General features: G+C 63.1%; 17 protein-coding genes. 7 read left to right on the top strand and 10 right to left on the bottom strand.

All coding sequences use genetic code 11. From position 1 onward, the window contains the following. Positions 1 to 10: 10 nt before the first annotated feature. The 3 genes from VVT58_RS05265 to VVT58_RS05255 all read right to left on the bottom strand — a co-directional run bounded on the left by VVT58_RS05265 (position 11) and on the right by VVT58_RS05255 (position 3,256). Entirely contained in the window at positions 11 to 364 is a 354-nt protein-coding gene (locus VVT58_RS05265) for a DUF3147 family protein (RefSeq protein ID WP_327754651.1), read from the bottom strand. Continuing rightward, positions 365 to 1,345 carry an agmatine deiminase family protein gene (locus tag VVT58_RS05260; protein WP_327754652.1) on the bottom strand — a complete coding sequence of 327 codons (981 nt, stop codon included), beginning with the start codon at positions 1,343 to 1,345 and terminating at the stop codon, positions 365 to 367. It lies immediately after the preceding gene. A gap of 255 nt (positions 1,346 to 1,600) precedes the next feature. Then, positions 1,601 to 3,256: a M28 family peptidase gene (locus tag VVT58_RS05255; protein WP_327754653.1), complete on the bottom strand. Its 1,656-nt coding sequence runs from the start codon at positions 3,254 to 3,256 to the stop codon at positions 1,601 to 1,603. A 168-nt stretch (positions 3,257 to 3,424) separates the two neighbouring features. On the opposite strand from VVT58_RS05255, the gene VVT58_RS05250 reads away from it, so the two are divergent. Then, entirely contained in the window at positions 3,425 to 5,365 is a 1,941-nt protein-coding gene (locus VVT58_RS05250) for a S9 family peptidase (RefSeq protein WP_352000027.1), read from the top strand. A 62-nt stretch (positions 5,366 to 5,427) separates the two neighbouring features. Here VVT58_RS05250 and rpsD read toward each other — a convergent pair whose 3' ends face one another. Then, positions 5,428 to 6,042 (bottom strand): 30S ribosomal protein S4, encoded by a 615-nt coding sequence (gene rpsD / locus VVT58_RS05245; RefSeq protein ID WP_066557445.1) that lies wholly within the window; start codon positions 6,040 to 6,042, stop codon positions 5,428 to 5,430. Between the two features lie 191 nt (positions 6,043 to 6,233). Between rpsD and VVT58_RS05240 the strand changes: the two genes are divergently transcribed. Further along, positions 6,234 to 6,533: a chorismate mutase gene (locus tag VVT58_RS05240; protein WP_327754699.1), complete on the top strand. Its 300-nt coding sequence runs from the start codon at positions 6,234 to 6,236 to the stop codon at positions 6,531 to 6,533. Positions 6,534 to 6,568: 35 nt separating this feature from the next. On the opposite strand, the gene VVT58_RS05235 is transcribed toward VVT58_RS05240, so the two are convergent. The 4 genes from VVT58_RS05235 to rpiB all read right to left on the bottom strand — a co-directional run bounded on the left by VVT58_RS05235 (position 6,569) and on the right by rpiB (position 9,962). Then, complete coding sequence (locus VVT58_RS05235; protein ID WP_327754655.1) at positions 6,569 to 7,657, bottom strand: TrmJ/YjtD family RNA methyltransferase; 1,089 nt, start codon at positions 7,655 to 7,657, stop codon at positions 6,569 to 6,571. Positions 7,658 to 7,724: 67 nt separating this feature from the next. Next, entirely contained in the window at positions 7,725 to 8,186 is a 462-nt protein-coding gene (nrdR, locus tag VVT58_RS05230; RefSeq protein WP_176590970.1) for a transcriptional regulator NrdR, read from the bottom strand. 6 nt (positions 8,187 to 8,192) lie between these two features. Next, on the bottom strand, positions 8,193 to 9,512 hold the full coding sequence (gene glyA, locus VVT58_RS05225) for a serine hydroxymethyltransferase (protein WP_327754657.1): 1,320 nt from the start codon (positions 9,510 to 9,512) through the stop codon (positions 8,193 to 8,195). A gap of 12 nt (positions 9,513 to 9,524) precedes the next feature. Beyond that, positions 9,525 to 9,962 carry a ribose 5-phosphate isomerase B gene (gene rpiB / locus VVT58_RS05220; RefSeq protein WP_066557453.1) on the bottom strand — a complete coding sequence of 146 codons (438 nt, stop codon included), beginning with the start codon at positions 9,960 to 9,962 and terminating at the stop codon, positions 9,525 to 9,527. Between the two features lie 102 nt (positions 9,963 to 10,064). Between rpiB and VVT58_RS05215 the strand changes: the two genes are divergently transcribed. Beyond that, positions 10,065 to 10,262 (top strand): hypothetical protein, encoded by a 198-nt coding sequence (locus VVT58_RS05215; protein ID WP_327754658.1) that lies wholly within the window; start codon positions 10,065 to 10,067, stop codon positions 10,260 to 10,262. Here VVT58_RS05215 and VVT58_RS05210 read toward each other — a convergent pair. Then, a complete protein-coding gene (locus VVT58_RS05210) occupies positions 10,259 to 11,344 on the bottom strand; it encodes an HPP family protein (RefSeq protein WP_327754659.1) in 1,086 nt (361 codons plus the stop codon). The two genes, VVT58_RS05215 and VVT58_RS05210, sit on opposite strands and share 4 nt — an antisense overlap. Before the next feature lie 184 nt (positions 11,345 to 11,528). Continuing rightward, complete coding sequence (locus VVT58_RS05205; RefSeq protein ID WP_046762752.1) at positions 11,529 to 12,185, bottom strand: alpha/beta hydrolase; 657 nt, start codon at positions 12,183 to 12,185, stop codon at positions 11,529 to 11,531. A gap of 131 nt (positions 12,186 to 12,316) precedes the next feature. Between VVT58_RS05205 and VVT58_RS05200 the strand changes: the two genes are divergently transcribed. The 4 genes from VVT58_RS05200 to blaSGM are packed head-to-tail and all read left to right on the top strand — an operon-like array spanning position 12,317 to position 15,739. After that, entirely contained in the window at positions 12,317 to 13,363 is a 1,047-nt protein-coding gene (locus VVT58_RS05200) for an aminotransferase class V-fold PLP-dependent enzyme (RefSeq protein WP_327754660.1), read from the top strand. Next, positions 13,360 to 14,448, top strand: a complete 1,089-nt coding sequence (locus VVT58_RS05195) for a cysteine desulfurase family protein (protein ID WP_327754661.1) — start codon at positions 13,360 to 13,362, stop codon at positions 14,446 to 14,448. The genes VVT58_RS05200 and VVT58_RS05195 overlap by 4 nt, the downstream gene beginning before the upstream one ends. A 23-nt stretch (positions 14,449 to 14,471) precedes the next feature. Then, the gene (locus tag VVT58_RS05190) at positions 14,472 to 14,807 is read left to right on the top strand and encodes a 2Fe-2S iron-sulfur cluster-binding protein (protein ID WP_066561729.1); all 336 of its coding nucleotides are present in this window, start codon (positions 14,472 to 14,474) and stop codon (positions 14,805 to 14,807) included. A gap of 2 nt (positions 14,808 to 14,809) precedes the next feature. Then, positions 14,810 to 15,739 carry an SGM family class A beta-lactamase gene (gene blaSGM, locus VVT58_RS05185; RefSeq protein ID WP_405053723.1) on the top strand — a complete coding sequence of 310 codons (930 nt, stop codon included), beginning with the start codon at positions 14,810 to 14,812 and terminating at the stop codon, positions 15,737 to 15,739.

Here is a 15,739-nt window from a genome sequence, read left to right as displayed (position 1 = left end):
GAACGATACCCTAGAGTCGAATGCCCATCCGGGCGGCAATGGCAACGGTCAGGAGATAGAGCAGGATCGTCAGCGCGCAACCCGCTATCAGCGCTGGCCCAAAGCCAACCCCACGCCGCAGCAGCATCGGGATCAGCAGAAACATCGGCAGTGAGGGGATGACATAATAGAATGTCGCCTCCGCATGGCGCGCCATATTCTCGACATCGGGCTTGTCGTTCCACAGCCAGATCATCCCCATCACCGAAATCAGCGGCAGGGACGCGATCAGGGCGCCAAGACCTGGATAGCGCCGTGATACCACGGACACGATAGCGATGATGATCCCGGAAATCAGCGCTCGCAACGCCAGCATCGCGCTCATCTAAGCGGACGGCATTTGCTGGCTGCAACAGTGGAAGCTGCCGCCGCCCGAAAGAATGGCGTCGCTGCGCAGCCCGACAATCTCCCGGTCGGGGAAGAAGGGTCTGAACGCTTCCAGTGCCGCCTGATCATTGGGCTGGCCATAGATGGGCACGATGACGACCGCATTGCCGATAGCGAAATTCATGTAGCTTGCCGGAATGATTTCGCCGTCTACGACGACGCGGCCGGGGGAGGGGACCGACGCCACCTCTATGCCGAAGGCCTTGGCCCGTGCCCGCGCATCGGCATAGATCGCCGCATTGGGATCATCCTCCGTGCTCGCTTCGGGCAGGGCCAGCACGCCCGGCGCCACGAAGCGAGCCAGATTGTCGACATGCCCGTCCGTATGGTCATTGAGCAGCCCATCGCCCAGCCACAGCATATCCGACAGACCCAGCGATCCGGCCAGCAGGGTTTCGATCTTGCCCCGGTCCAGTTCCGGATTGCGATTGGGGTTAAGCAGGCATTGCTCGGTCGTCACGAACAGACCCGTGCCGTCTGTATCGACCGCCCCTCCCTCGAACACCCAATGCTGGGTCGAGGTCGGCAGGCCGGTCATCGCCGCCAGCCGCGCGCCGATATCCTCATCGCCGGGCATCCGATATTTGCCGCCCCAGCCGTTGAAGCCGAAATCCACCAGCGCACGTTCGGACTCGCGCAACACTGCAATGGGGGCCGTGTCGCGCAACCATATATCGCCCAGCTTTTGAACGACGATGCTGACGTTCGGCGCCAGTCTGCGCCCGACCTCCGCATCGCCTTCATTGGCGCAGACCAGCCTTACTTCCTCACCCCTGCCATCGGCGTGAAGCGCGCTCGCAAAATCCGCGATCTGCTGCCGCGCCTGATCAAACGCGCCCGGCCATTCCTCGGGAGAGGTGGGAAAGCCGATCCAGGTCCATTCATGCGGCGCCCATTCGGCGGGCATACGGAAAGTCATGGGCTTGGCTCCTGTCTGCGGGTGTTCTTCGCGCCTCTACAGGATCGCGGCGCGCATTCCAGAGGCATTATAAGGAATGGCCAATTCGGGTGGAAGGCGGACGGTCTGCTTCGTACGGCTTTTCTTGAAGCGCATCGTGCTCCTGCGAAGGCAGGAGCCCAGTTCCTGCGGTGCGATGATCCGCAAACGGCGGGACTGGGTTCCTGCCTTCGCAGGAACACGTATCACTTAATGGCTTGCATTGGCCGAAACCCGCTATTTCCCGGCGCGGCTCTTGTCGCGGATCGCCCGGAATTCGTCCCCCGGCATCCAATTGGGCCAGTCGGTCGTATTCGCCAGCGCCCGCCCGACATCATAATAAAGCTTCAGATCCGCCTTCACGCCGCTCCAGTCCCATTTGGAATCATATTCATCCTTGGGACCGTGATAATGATGTTCCTCATATTCCTTTGCGGCCTTGGCGCCTGCTGGCGATCCGCCCTTCACCAGGTTCTGCCCACCCTCGAAATAGAGCATCGGCACGCCGTGCTTGGCGAAGCTGAAATGGTCGGAACGATAATAAAAGCCCTTTTCCGGCGTCGGCTCCAGGCTGGCGACCCGCTTCTGCGTCGCCAGCGCCCGGTCCAGATAGGCGTCGAGCTGGGATTTGCCCTTGCCGATCACCACGACATTCTTTGCCAGCCCCGCCATGCTGAGCGCATCCATATTCACGCCGCCCACCGTCCGGCCCAGCGGGAAGACCGGATGATTGCCATAATAGGCTGATCCCAGCAGCCCCGATTCCTCCGCCGTCACCGCCAGGAAGACCTGGCTGCGATCCGTCGGTCCGGCCTTCACATTGGCTTCGGCCAACGCCACCAGCGCAGCGGTTCCCGTCGCATTGTCGATAGCGCCGTTGCAGATGTCATCGCCGTCGGGTGCCGCTTCGCAATGACCCAGATGGTCCCAATGCGCGGCATAAAGCACATATTCGTCGGGCCGCGCCTTGCCGGGCAGCAGGGCGACGACATTCTTCGAACTATGCTTGCGGATCGCATTGTCGAAACTGAGGTTCGCCTTCACGCCCTTCAACGGCACGGCCTTGAACCCGCGCTTCTTCGCCGCCGCCATCAACGTGTCCAGATTAAGCCCCGCGCTCGCCATCAGCGCGGCAGCCTTGTCCTTCTGCATCCAGCCGATCGCGGCGGACTGGTCGGCATTGCCGTTGGCGCTGTCCGCGACATGTTGCGCGCCGGTCCAGCTGGACTGCACGACATTCCAGCCATAGGCGGCGGGCACCGTGTCATGCACGATAATCGCCGCCGCCGCGCCCCGCCGCGCCGCTTCCTCGAACTTGTAGGTCCAGCGGCCATAATAGGTCATCGCTCGCCCATTGAACGGCCCGCGCAGGGTCGGGGTCTGGTAATCGGGATCGTTCACCAGGATGACGACCGTCTTTCCCTTCACATTGACGCCGGTATAGTCGTTCCACTTCTTCTCCGGCGCGTTGATGCCATAGCCGACGAAGACGACCGGACTGTCCTTCACCTCGACATGCGGCCGTCCAGTGCGATAGGTGGCGATCACCATTTCCGGCCCGTAATTGGCGGAAACCGTGCTCTTGCCGCCGGTGAAGCGGAGCGGGGACACATTTTTCGCGTCGATCTCCACCAGCGGCACATCCTGGAACCAGCTACCCTTGTTGCCGGGCTTCAGCCCCAGCGCCTCGAACCGCTGGACCAGATAGGCAAGGGTCTTTTCCTCCCCCACAGTCCCCGGCGCGCGGCCTTCATAAGCGTCGGAAGAAATCTCCTTCACCACCTCTTTCATCGTGTCGATGGAAGGGCCGTCGTTCGAGGACGCGGCGGAGGCTGGCAGCGCGCAGGACAGGGCGATGAGCGGCAGCGTGATCTTGGCGAAAGAGGGGCGCATCAGGGGGGAACCTCGACAGATGGATTGGTGCGATGATGGCACCGCGCACCGGAACCGGCAAGCGTCAGGCGTTGACAGTTTTAAGGCTGTATATATTTCTGGACCCCGCAAGGGGGTAGTTTCATGCGATTGAAGTTTCTGAATTTTTTACCATGGGTTGCGTTCGCCGTGCCGGCCCATGCACAAAGCGATGCGGCCAAGGCCTTCGGCGCCCGGCCCGCCGTTTCCGATGTCAGCATTTCGCCCGATGGCCAGTCGCTGGCGATGATCGAGGCGACAGCAGGGCGGGGATCGGTCGTGTCGGTGCTCAAGATCGGCGGCAATGCCGACCGCAAGTTGATCCTCGCCTCGAACGGCAATCCGGACCAACTGACATCCTGTGGCTGGTCGACCAATGACCGCATTCTCTGCAACGTCTATATGATCAGCACCGTGTTCGGACAGAGAACCGGCCAGACGCGCATGTTGGGCGTCAATGCCGATGGGACGAACGTCAAGATGGTGAGCGCCCGGCAAAGCACGACGCAGTTGGGGATCGCTCTTGGCGGCGGCAGCATTCTCGACTGGATGGGGGAGCGTGAGGACGGCACCGTCCTTATGGACCATTATTATATTCCCGAACGGACGACCGGACACTTGACGGCGCAAAGCAGGCAGGGGCTGGGGGTGGACCGCGTGAACACGCGCAGCCTTGCGCGTTCTATGGTCGAAATCCCGCGTGGCGATGCGGTGTCCTACATCACGGACGGTCATGGCGTGGTGAGGATCATGGTGACGCGACCGACGACCAGCATGGGCTATGGCGGGCATCGTTACGAATATTTCTATCGGAAGAAGGGAAGCCGCGATTGGCTTCCGCTCTCGACCCAGTCGGTTTCGGGCGTCGTTGCACAGGGTTTTGAGGCGCAGGCGGTCGATTCCAACCTGGACGTCGTTTACGGCACCGACGCGGAAAATGAGCGTGCGGGCCTTTACCGCATCAGCCTGGACGGCAGCATGAAGAAGGAGCTGGTGTACGACCGCAGCGATGTCGATGTGACCGACTTGATTCAGATCGGCCGCCAACAGCGTGTCGTGGGCGTCAGTTGGGCCACCGATCGGCGCCATTCGGCCTTTTTCGATCCGGAGCTCAAGAAATTTGCGGCGGCGCTGGGCAAGGCGCTGCCCAATGCGCCGCTGGTCAGCTTCGTCGATGCCAGCGCGGACGAGCAGAAGCTGGTCCTTTATGCAGGCAGCGATATCGATGCGGGCCGCTATTATCTGTTCGACAAGGCGACCAAGCAATTGGGCGAGATCATGGCGATCCAGCCGGCGCTGGATAAATACAGGCTCTCGCCGGTCAAGCCGGTCGGCTTCATCGCTTCGGACGGCAAGACGATCCCCGGCTATCTGACCTTGCCGCCCGGCAGCGACGGCAAGGGGCTGCCCGCCATCGTCATGCCTCATGGCGGGCCGTGGGCGCGCGATGAATGGGGCTTCGATTGGCTCGCGCAATTCTTCGCGCATCAGGGTTATGCCGTGTTCCAGCCCAATTTTCGCGGTTCGACCGGGTTTGGCGCTGACTGGCTGGGGGGCAGCGGCTTCAAGTCCTGGCAAAGGTCGATCGGTGACATCAACGATGCCGGCAAATGGCTGGTCAGCCAAGGGATAGCCGATCCCGCCAAGCTGGCGATCGTCGGCTGGTCCTATGGCGGTTATGCCGCTCTTCAGTCCGCGGTGGTCGATCCGCGGCTCTACAAGGCCATCGTCGCCATCGCGCCGGTCACGGATATAGGCGACTTGCAGCAAGAATGGAAAAGCGACCTCAGCCCCGCCTCACTCGAAGCGATGTTCGGTGACAGCGCCGTCGCGCAGGCCGGGTCGCCTGCCCGTCATGCCGATGCCTTCGTCGCGCCGGTGCTGCTGTTCCATGGCGATATCGATCAGAATGTTTCGATAGCGGAATCGCGCACCATGGCCTCCCGCCTCAGGGGCAAGGGCAAGTCGGTCGAACTGGTGGAGTTCAAAAATCTGGACCATCAGTTGAACGACAGCGATGTGCGCGCGCAGATGCTTGATCGCGCAGATAATTTCCTGAGGTCTGCCCTGAAACTCGAACCAGCCAAATAGGCAAAAGAAAAGGGGCGGCCCGATCGGACCGCCCCTTTCTTGTTTCGAATATTCGCCGCCGATTAGCGCGAATAGAATTCGACGACCAGATTGGGCTCCATCTTCACCGGATAGGGCACTTCGTCCAGCGAGGGCACGCGGACATAGGTGACCTTGGCGGCGCCGTCGGGCGACACATAGTCGGGGATGTCACGCTCGGGCAGACCCTGCGCTTCCAGAACCAGCGCCATTTCCTGCGCCTTCTTGCCCAGGGTGATTTCGTCGCCCGGCTTCACCAGGCGGCTGGCGATGTTGCACTTCACGCCGTTCACATAGATGTGGCCGTGCGAAACGATCTGACGGGCCGAGAAGATGGTGGGCGCGAACTTGGCGCGGTAGACGACGGCGTCCAGGCGGCGCTCCAGCAGGCCGATCAGGTTCTGACCGGTGTCACCCTTCATGCGGGCGGCTTCGATATAGCTCTTCTTGAACTGCTTTTCGGTGATGTCGCCGTAATAGCCCTTCAGCTTCTGCTTGGCGCGGAGCTGGATGCCATAGTCGGACATCTTGCCCTTGCGGCGCTGACCGTGCTGGCCGGGGCCATATTCACGCTTGTTGACCGGGCTCTTGGGGCGGCCCCAGATATTCTCGCCCATGCGGCGGTCGAGTTTATACTTGGCGCTGGAACGCTTCGACATGATATTTCCTTACAACTGCTAACAACGTTATGCCCGGTATCGCCTACGATCCATATTTCAGGGGCAGGGCCACCGCTTCACCGGGATGCGGGACCAATCGCGAAGCGGCGCCTATGGAGAAGGGATGGGAGCCTGTCAACCCCGAACGTCAACCCTCGACAGGCCCGGTTTCCGGCCTTAGTTCACCACCCATGAATCCTGAAAGCTACACGACCATGGCCGAAGTCCGCGCAGGCGTGGACGAAATCGACCGTCAGCTTGTCGCGCTGCTCGACCAGCGCTTCGCCCATATGCGCGCCGCCGCCCGGATCAAGCCGGAGCGGGGGGCTGTTCGCGATGAACCTCGCAAAGCTGAAGTCATCGCAAATGTGTGCGCTGAAGCGGAGCGCCTGGGCGTCCCCTCCGATGTGGTCGGGGAGTTGTGGGACAAGTTGGTCGAAGCCTCGATCGCCTATGAGATGAACGAGTTTGATCGCCTCCGGACATTTTAGTCCGTCATTTCCGCGCAGGCGGGGATGACGGAGGTTCAGCGCGCCCGCGGATTGCCCAACGCCGACAGCACGCCGCGAAGGGTCCGCACTTCCAGATGGTTCCAACCCGGCTTGGTCAGCAGGTTCCGCAAAGTCCGCTTGGTTGCGGGCGCCCGATCCGGCGGAAAGAAATAGCCCGCGCCTTCGAGGAGCGCCTCGAACTGGTCGATCATTCCCTCCAGCTCCTCCTGCGGAGCCGGTTCGCCCAGATCGACCACGGTCGGCTGCTCCAACCCAGCCTGCTTCGACCATTCATAGGCGCACAGGATGACCGCCTGCGCCAGATTGAGCGACCCGAACTCCGGATTGATCGGCACGGTCAGGATTTTCCGCGCCAGCGCCACATCTTCGGTCTCCAGCCCCGACCGCTCTGGCCCGAACACATAGGCAGAGCGCCCCGCTGCCTCATGGATTTCCCGTGCAGCCTCTTCCGGCGTCACAACCGGCTTGGTCACGCCCCGCTTGCGCACGGTGGTCGCATAGACATGGGCGCAGTCGGACACTGCATCAGCCAGGGTCTCGAAAATCTTGGCCTTGTCCAGCACCACATCCGCGCCAGCCGCAGACGGCCCGGCATCCGGATTGGGCCAGCCATCACGTGGGCTGACCAGCCGCATCTCGGTCAGCCCGAAATTGAGCATGGCCCGCGCTGCCTTGCCGATATTCTCGCCAAGCTGCGGCCGAACCAGAACGATGACGGGAGGAGATTTTGCCTGTTCCATAGTTCCGTTCGTCGGGGCCGGGAGATCGGCCTCATCCTCCGTTCGCCCTGAGCGAAGTCGAAGGGCATTGCTGAGCGAAGGCGAAGAATGAGATGCCGAAGCCTTCTTCAGCTTCTCCCAATTCTCCGCGATCAGCGCTTCCTTCTTCTTGCGTGACCAACCCTTGATTTGAAATTCTGCGGTTAGTGCTTCTGCGCGGCTTGCGAACTCCGCCGACCACATCAGTTCGATTGGCCGACGGTCGAACGTGTATCCTTGTATGGATCCGGACCTATGCTGCGCGATCCGTGTTTCGAGATCGTCAGTATGTCCCGTATAATAGGAACCGTCCGAGCATCGCAGAATATATGTGTAGAAGGCCATCTTCGTTCAGCGTCTCGCTACGCTCGACATGGCCCATCGACTTCGCTCAGCGCGAACGGAGGCGGGTTCAATCACTCCCGACTTCCTTCACGGTCGAGGCGAAATCCTCAAAATCCCGTGCGTCGGTGAAGTCCTTATACACGCTGGCGAAGCGGATATAAGAAACGCTGTCGAGGCGTTTCAGCCCCTCCATCACCATCTCGCCTATCGCCCGAGCGGGGACTTCGCCGTCGCCGGACGTTTCCAACTGCCGCTGGATGCCGGAAATCAGCTTTTCCAGGCGGCTCGGATCGATCGGCCGCTTGCGGCAGGCGATCCCGATGGAGCGGGCCAGCTTGTCGCGATCAAAGGCTTCCTTGCGCCCCTCGCTCTTCACCACCCAGATGTCGCGGAGCTGAATCCGCTCGAAGGTGGTGAAGCGCGCGCCACAGGCTTCGCACTGACGCCGACGGCGAATGGCGGCGCCATCCTCCGTCGGGCGGCTGTCCTTTACCTGACTGTCGTCATGGGCACAGAAAGGGCAACGCAAGGGCGATCAGCCTTCGTAGATCGGGAAACGGGCGCAGAGGGCCGAGACGCGCTCGCGCACATTGGCTTCCACGGCGGCGTCGCCATGCTCGCCATTGTCGCGCAGCCCTTCCAGAACGTCCGCGATCATGTCTCCGATGTCCCCGAACTCGGCCACGCCGAACCCACGCGTCGTTCCCGCAGGCGAGCCGACGCGGATGCCGCTGGTCTTGGTCGGCGGCAGCGGGTCGCCCGGCACGCCATTCTTGTTGCAGGTGATGAAGCTGCGCTCCAGCGCCTCATCCGCATCCTTGCCCGAAATGCCGTAGGGACGCAGGTCGATCAGCGCCAGATGCGTGTCGGTGCCGCCGGACACCACGGCCAGGCCGCGCTGCTCCAGCTTTCCGGCAAGCGCCTTGGCATTGGTGACGATTGCCTGAGCATAGGTCTTGAACTCGGGACGCAGCGCCTCGCCAAAGGCAACCGCCTTCGCCGCGATCACATGCATCAGCGGACCCCCCTGAAGGCCGGGGAACACCGCCGAATTGATCTTCTTCGCTATGGCTTCGTCATCGGTCAGGATCATGCCGCCACGGGGACCGCGCAGGGTCTTGTGCGTGGTGGTGGTCACGACATCGGCAAAGCCGAAAGGCGTCGGATGCGCGCCACCCGCGACCAGGCCGGCGAAATGCGCCATGTCGACCATCAGCAGCGCGCCGACCTTGTCCGCAATGGCGCGGAAGCGGGCGAAGTCGAGGTGACGCGGATAGGCCGAACCGCCCGCGATGATGAGGGTCGGCTTGGCCTCGATCGCCTGCGCTTCCAGAGCGTCATAATCGATGACATGCGTATCCTCGCGCACGCCATATTGTACGGCATTGTACCACTTGCCCGACAGCGCCGGCTTGGCGCCGTGCGTCAGGTGGCCGCCGGCATCCAGCGACAGGCCCATGATGGTGTCGCCTGGCTTGGTCAGCGCAAGCATGACCGCGCCGTTCGCCTGCGCGCCCGAATGGGGCTGTACGTTCACGAAGCCGCAGTTGAAGATCTGCTTGGCGCGATCGATGGCGAGTTGCTCAACCTCATCCGAAGGCGCGCAGCCCTGATAATAGCGCTTGCCCGGATAACCTTCGGCATATTTGTTCGTGAAGACCGAACCCTGCGCCTCCAGCACCGCCTTCGAAACGATATTTTCCGAAGCGATCAGTTCGATCTGGTTCTGCTCGCGCTTCAGTTCGTTGGTGACGCCCGCGAAGACCGCCGGATCGGCATCGGCTAGGCTGCGCGTGAAATAGCCTTCCGAACGGATGTCGGACAGGCCGGGCTGGGTGAGGGTGGCGGTGCTCATAGGGCAGGCTCCTTAAAGCGCGGGCTGGGAGAGTTTCTCGACGCGGCCAGCATGGCGGCCACCGCCGAAATCTGTGGAAAGAAAGGTGGCGACGCAGGCCTTGGCCATGTCCACGCCGGTCAGGCGCGCGCCCAGGGCAAGGACGTTGGCGTCATTATGCTCACGCGAGAGCGCGGCGGAGAGAGGTTCGGACACTAGCGCGCAGCGGCAGGCGGGGTTGCGGTTGACGGCGATGGAAATGCCGATGCCCGACCCGCAGAGCGCAATGCCGCGCTCGGCCGCGCCTGAAGCAATTGCCGTCGCCAGCTTGTAACCGAAATCGGGATAATCCACCCGATCGGCGGTCGCCGGACCCAGATCGTCGACCTCATGGCCTTCGGCGCGCAGCCAGTCTGCGAGTTCCGCCTTCAGATCAACGGCGGCATGATCGGAAGCGAGTGCGATTTTCACGGTAAAGCTGTCCTGTCACGCAAAAGGTGATTCGTTCCCGCGCCTCATAGGGGCTGAACCACGATATTGCCACAGTCCACCCGCCCACCTATGGCCTGCTTCATGGCTGGCACGATTTTATCCATATTGATGCTCGCGGGGATGGCTCTGACGGGCGGCGGCATTTATGCGATCGTCAAGAAGAGGGACCGCAAGCGCGGCACGCTGATGATCGTGGCCGGGCTGGTGATGTTCGTCAACGTCGCCATCACCGCCATTCCGGGGTCCGACCTGCCCGTGGTGGAAAACAGCAGCCGTTAAGCGCGAAGCGCCACCGCCGCCAGCAGATCGGTCTGCGTGATGAGGCCGCGCAGCATCCGGTCGTCATCCACCACGATCGCCTCGCGCCGCCCTCCGCCGGTCAGGGGACGCAGCAGCGCCGCCACCGGCGTATCCGCGTGCACGATATAGGGTTCCGAAGCGATGTCGCCCACGCGCTCACCCAGGCGCGCCAGGTCCAGTGGGCCGACCACGCCATGCACGCGTCCGGCATTGTCCAGCACTGGCAAGGACAGTAGCCGCCGGAGGTGGAGCAGTGCCCGCGCCTCGGCTACCGGCTGGCCTTCCCGCACCGAAATCACGTCGCGAGACATGATCTCGCCGCAGGTCAGCCGGCCATGCGCCCGCTCGGCTGCGCGCATCTCCGCATCGTGCAGGACGATCTGCAAGTCGGCCGCATCCACGTCCAGCGTCTCGCCATAGGCATGCAATGCCTCTTCGACATCCTGCTCCGACGGCGTGCGCAACAGGGGGGCGGGATCGCTGGTGCCATGGGTGCCGGGTGCCTTGGGCACGATATGGGGATAATTATGCCCGGCCAGCCGATGGAAGATGATCGCGACGGTCACGAGCAACGCCGTATTCACCGCCACCGGAACGAAGGCGAACATATAGCTCGGTGCGCCCTGCGTGGCTCCCAGGACCGCGGACAGCGCCACAGCCCCGCCGGGTGGGTGCAGACAACGCAAAAGCGACATGACCCCGATTGCGCTGCCCACCGCCAGCGCGGCGGCAATGGTCGGATCGGGGATCAGCTTTGCCACGCTGATGCCCACCAGGGCCGACACCACATTGCCGCCCAAGACCGGCCAGGGCTGGGCCAGCGGACTGGCCGGCACGGCAAAAAGCAGCACCGCCGACGCCCCCATGGGCGCGACCAGCAGCGGATGGGCGATCCCGTTTCCCAGCATTAGTCCGCACAGCAGGCCGGTAATGGCGATCCCGCCGATCGCTCCGCTTGCGGCCTTCAGCCGGTCCAGAAAGCCCGGTCCCGCCGGCGCGGGGATGAAAGCACTATAATAGCGGCTCCAGATCAGGCGGACGTCATTCTTGGGTTCACTCATCACGCGTCGCCGCTAAAGCCCGCTCCCCTCCACGCCAAGCGCAAATTTCCTCGTCCGCCGCAATCGCAGCTTCGCGCTAATGCTCTCACAAGCTTGGAGAGGGGATAGGAGGAGCCCAGTTCGCCACCCAAAAGAAAAGGGGCCGCTTTCGCAGCCCCCCAATCTTGCAAATCCGCACCTCAACTCACCGTATCGGAGAATCCGGCGACAGCCGCATGTCGAGATAATTATCCACCGACTTCATCAACTGCTCCAGCTCATGTTCGAAAAAGTGGTTCGCGCCACGGATCTCGTCATGATGGATGGTGATGCCCTTCTGGGTGCGCAGCTTGTCGACCAGCTTCTGCACGGCGCTAGCGGTGACGACCTCGTCCGCCGTTCCCTGGACGATGATGCCCGAGGAAGGGCAGGGCGCCAGGAAGGAGAAGTCGTACATGTTCGCCGGCGGCGCGACCGAGATGAAGCCCCGTATTTCCGGGCGCCGCATCAGCAACTGCATGCCGATCCAGGCGCCGAAGGAGAAACCGGCGATCCATGTCGTCTGCGCCTCCGGATGGAAGCTCTGCACCCAGTCGAGCGCCGCAGCGGCGTCGCTCAACTCGCCAATGCCATTGTCGAACGTGCCCTGGCTGCGCCCCACGCCACGGAAATTGAACCGCAGCACGGCAAAGCCGCGCCGCACGAAGGTCTTGTAAAGCGCCTGGGTGATACGGTCGTTCATCGTGCCGCCGCCCTGGGGGTGCGGATGGAGGATCATCGCGACCGGCGCGCGGGGGCGGGGGGGAGGGCTGAAGCGGCCTTCGAGGCGGCCTTCGGGTCCGGGGAAAATTACGTCGGGCATGGCACCTGTTATGGTTCTGGGCCGTCGATACGGCGAATGGAGACGGCGCAGCAGCCAATGCTGGCGCTGCGCGACAGACCGCCTATATAGAAGTCGCCACCATTTCCGCAATCAATGAGTGTCTTCCGTCCGTGGCTTCCCACCGTCTCTATCTGGATCATGCCGCCACCACGCCGATATTGCCGCAGGCGCAAGCGGCGATGATGGAGGCGCTGGAAAGCTGGTCCAATCCCTCCAGCCCGCATGGCGACGGCCGCGCAGCCCGCGCCGCGCTGGAGGACGCTCGCCGTCGGATCGGTTCTGCGCTGGGTTGGGACGGGCATGTCATCTTCACCTCCGGCGCCAGCGAAGCCATTGCGATCGCGCTGACCCGCAGCAAGGCGGGACGCATCCTGACATCGCCGGTCGAGCATGATTCGGTCTTGCGCGTGACACCGGAGGCTGAGCGGCTGGAGGTGGATATCAACGGCCTCCTTATTCATCATTCCTGTTTGCACGTTAATGACGGCGGAAAAAGCCTCCTCGCCATCCAGCACGTCAATAATGAAACCGGCGTGATCCAGTCCCTGGAAGAGATCGACCGCGAGGGCGTCATCCTTTTCGCGGACTGCGCCCAGAGCGCCGCCAAACTCCCTCTCCCCAACGCCGACATGATCGCCATCAGCGCGCATAAATTCGGCGGCCCTCCTGGGATTGGTGCGTTGCTCATCAAGGATCTAACCCTGATCCACCCCAGCGGCGGCCAGGAACAGGGCTACCGCGCAGGCACGGAAAACCTCCCCGCCATCCTCGCCATGGCGGCAGCGCTGGAAGCCCGCACCGACTGGCTTCCCAAGGCGGCCACCCTGCGCGCCAAACTGGATGACGCCATCGAAGCATCCGGCGGCGAGATCGTCGCGCGCAATGCCCCGCGCATCCCGAATATCGCCAGCTACCGCATGCCCGGCCTTTCGGCCCGCGCCCAGCTTATCCAGTTCGACCTTGCGGGCATTTCCGTCTCGGCGGGCAGCGCCTGTTCCTCCGGCTCGCTCAAGACCAGCCATGTCCTCCACGCCATGGGTTGGGACGAAGCGCAGGCAGGCGAAGTCATCCGCGTCAGCTTTGGCCCCGCCACCAGCGAAGCCGACATAGACCGCTTCATCGAATCCTGGACCAGCATGGCGGCGCGCCCCCGATGACCATCTATCTCGACTATCAAGCGACCACGCCGCTCGCGCCCGAAGCCTTTGACGCCATGGTCCCGCTGCTCCGCGACCAGTTCGCCAATCCCCATAGCGCCCACCGCCTGGGCCGAGTCGCCGCCGCACAGGTCGAGGTCGCGCGCGCCGAAATCCTGAAGCTGCTTCCGGAGGGCGGCCGCCTCCTCTTCACTTCGGGCGCTACCGAAGCGCTGAACATGGCGATCCAGGGTGCGCCTTCGGGCGGAATCGTCACTGTCGCCACCGAACATGCCGCCGTTCTCGACACTGTCGAAGCGCAGGGCAGGGCGGGGCGCGACGTCGCCATCCTTCCTGTGGGCTCCGACGGCCTAGTGGATCTCGACCAGGCCGCCAAAGCCATCCGCCCCGGCGTGGCCTTGGTCGCGGTCATGCTGGTCAACAATGAAATCGGCGTCATTCAGCCGGTTGCGGAACTGGCCGAGCTTGCCCACCGTGCGGGCGCCCTCTTTCTCTGCGACGCCGTGCAAGGCTATGGCCGCGTTCCCATTCCGCCCTTATGCGACATGGTCGCGATCAGCGCCCACAAAATCCACGGCCCCAAAGGCGTCGGCGCTCTCTGGCTTCGCGAGGGTGTCGATCTCACCCCCGTCATCCATGGCGGCGGGCAGGAAGGCGGCCTGCGTTCGGGCACCCTTTCGCCCGCTCTCTGCGCGGGTTTCGGTGCCGCCGCCCGCTTGATGCGGGAGCGCGCCGAAACCGACCGCGCCCATGTCGAATCGCTTTGGACAGCCGCCCGCGACCTCTTCTCCCAATGGACGCTCAACGGCAGCGAAACCTGTCGCTATCCCGGCAATCTCAACCTTCGCCGGGCTGGAGTGGACGGCGCGCGGCTGTTGTCGGAATGCCGCGATGTCGCTTTTTCGCTCGGCAGCGCTTGCGCAAGTGGGTCCGGGCGGCCTAGCCATGTGCTGCGCGCACTTGGCCTTTCAGACGCGGAGGCGCGTGGATCGGTGCGGATCGGCTTTGGCCGGTACACGACGCTGGCCGAACTGGAGGATGCCGCGAGGATATTGAATGAGGCAGCCCAAATATGGGCGCCTTGAAGAAAAGCGGGGAACGTCGCACCATGACTAGGGTAATCTTCATCAGCGCCGATGGAGAGCATAAGCAGGAGGTTGAAGCACCGGCCGGATCGGTCCTGCTGGACGTCGCCCAAGCCGCGGGACAACCGCTAGAGGGCACTTGCGAAGGCCAGATGGCCTGCTCCACCTGTCATGTCATCGTCGACGCCGCCGACTTCGCCAAGCTCAAAAAGGCGAGCGAGGATGAGGAGGACATGCTGGACCTCGCCGCCGCGGCGACCCGCACCAGCCGCCTGTCCTGCCAGATCATACTGGACGAGAAGCTCGAAAGCCTGACCGTGCGCATCCCCGGCGAATCATACAATATGCAGGGAATGTAAGCTTGCCCAAGCGCCTGATCTTTGCGGCCCTGCTGCTTGCCGCCCCGGCTTGGGCGCAGGATGAAGCCCCCCGCCAGTCGCTCCTCCCGCCGCCGCCCCGCTATATGGTGAGCGAATCGGCCATGAAATCGGTCCGCAATCCTAAGGAGATCGAAACCGAAACCGGCGGCCGGTTGGGCGTCGCGCTGGTCGACAGCAAGGGCGCGCTGATCCTGGGTTTCAACCGCGACGAACGTTTCGCCATGTGCTCGACCTTCAAGGCGCCGCTCGCGGCAGCCATCCTGACGGGCGCGGAAGGCGGCAAATTCGGCCTCGAAGGCCAGATCAGCTTCACCAAGGCGGACATTCTGGACTATGCCCCGGTCGTCAAGAAGAACGCCAAGCGTGGGCGCATGTCGATGGAGGAACTGGCCGCCGCTGCCGTAGAGGTCAGCGACAACAGCGCCGCCAACCTGTTGCTTCCGATGATCGGCGGCCCGGAAGGCCTTACGAAGTTCATCCGCGCTCATGGCGACACCGTGACCCGCCTCGACCGGACGGAACCCACGCTCAATGAGAATGTCGAGGGTGACGAGCGCGACACCACCAGCCCAGCCGCCATGGCCGGGCTGATGGGACGCCTGATCTTTCGCGACCTCAAAACCGAGAGCGCCGGCAAGTTGCGCGGCTGGCTGAACGCCAGCACCACCGGCACCAACCGCATCAAGGCAGGCCTTCCCAAGGACTGGACTTCCGGCAGCAAGACCGGAAGCTGCGGCACCGCCTATAATGATGTGGCGCTGGTGAAGTCGCCCGCCGGAGAGGAATATATCCTCGCCATTTATCTCGATCGCCCCACGGTAGACGCCAAGGCTGCCGAAGCCGCCATAGCCGAAACTGCCCGAGCCGCGCTGGATTTCGTTGGAAAAGCGCAGAAGACAGGCCTCGAATGA

This window comes from Sphingobium sp. SJ10-10 (genome assembly GCF_036038995.2).
Lineage (GTDB): Bacteria > Pseudomonadota > Alphaproteobacteria > Sphingomonadales > Sphingomonadaceae > Sphingobium.
This window is presented reverse-complemented; position numbering and strand designations above follow the sequence as displayed.

What these genes read in the sequence shown, in the direction of transcription:
- VVT58_RS05265 (WP_327754651.1), bottom strand. Translation starts at nt 364, where the DNA reads ATGAGCGCGATGCTGGCGTTGCGAGCGCTGATTTCCGGGATCATCATC.
- VVT58_RS05260 (WP_327754652.1), bottom strand. Translation starts at nt 1,345, where the DNA reads ATGACTTTCCGTATGCCCGCCGAATGGGCGCCGCATGAATGGACCTGG.
- VVT58_RS05255 (WP_327754653.1), bottom strand. Translation starts at nt 3,256, where the DNA reads ATGCGCCCCTCTTTCGCCAAGATCACGCTGCCGCTCATCGCCCTGTCC.
- rpsD (WP_066557445.1), bottom strand. Translation starts at nt 6,042, where the DNA reads ATGTCGAAGCGTTCCAGCGCCAAGTATAAACTCGACCGCCGCATGGGC.
- VVT58_RS05240 (WP_327754699.1), top strand. Translation starts at nt 6,234, where the DNA reads ATGAATCCTGAAAGCTACACGACCATGGCCGAAGTCCGCGCAGGCGTG.
- VVT58_RS05235 (WP_327754655.1), bottom strand. Translation starts at nt 7,657, where the DNA reads ATGGCCTTCTACACATATATTCTGCGATGCTCGGACGGTTCCTATTAT.
- glyA (WP_327754657.1), bottom strand. Translation starts at nt 9,512, where the DNA reads ATGAGCACCGCCACCCTCACCCAGCCCGGCCTGTCCGACATCCGTTCG.
- VVT58_RS05215 (WP_327754658.1), top strand. Translation starts at nt 10,065, where the DNA reads ATGGCTGGCACGATTTTATCCATATTGATGCTCGCGGGGATGGCTCTG.
- VVT58_RS05210 (WP_327754659.1), bottom strand. Translation starts at nt 11,344, where the DNA reads ATGAGTGAACCCAAGAATGACGTCCGCCTGATCTGGAGCCGCTATTAT.
- VVT58_RS05205 (WP_046762752.1), bottom strand. Translation starts at nt 12,185, where the DNA reads ATGCCCGACGTAATTTTCCCCGGACCCGAAGGCCGCCTCGAAGGCCGC.
- VVT58_RS05195 (WP_327754661.1), top strand. Translation starts at nt 13,360, where the DNA reads ATGACCATCTATCTCGACTATCAAGCGACCACGCCGCTCGCGCCCGAA.
- VVT58_RS05190 (WP_066561729.1), top strand. Translation starts at nt 14,472, where the DNA reads ATGACTAGGGTAATCTTCATCAGCGCCGATGGAGAGCATAAGCAGGAG.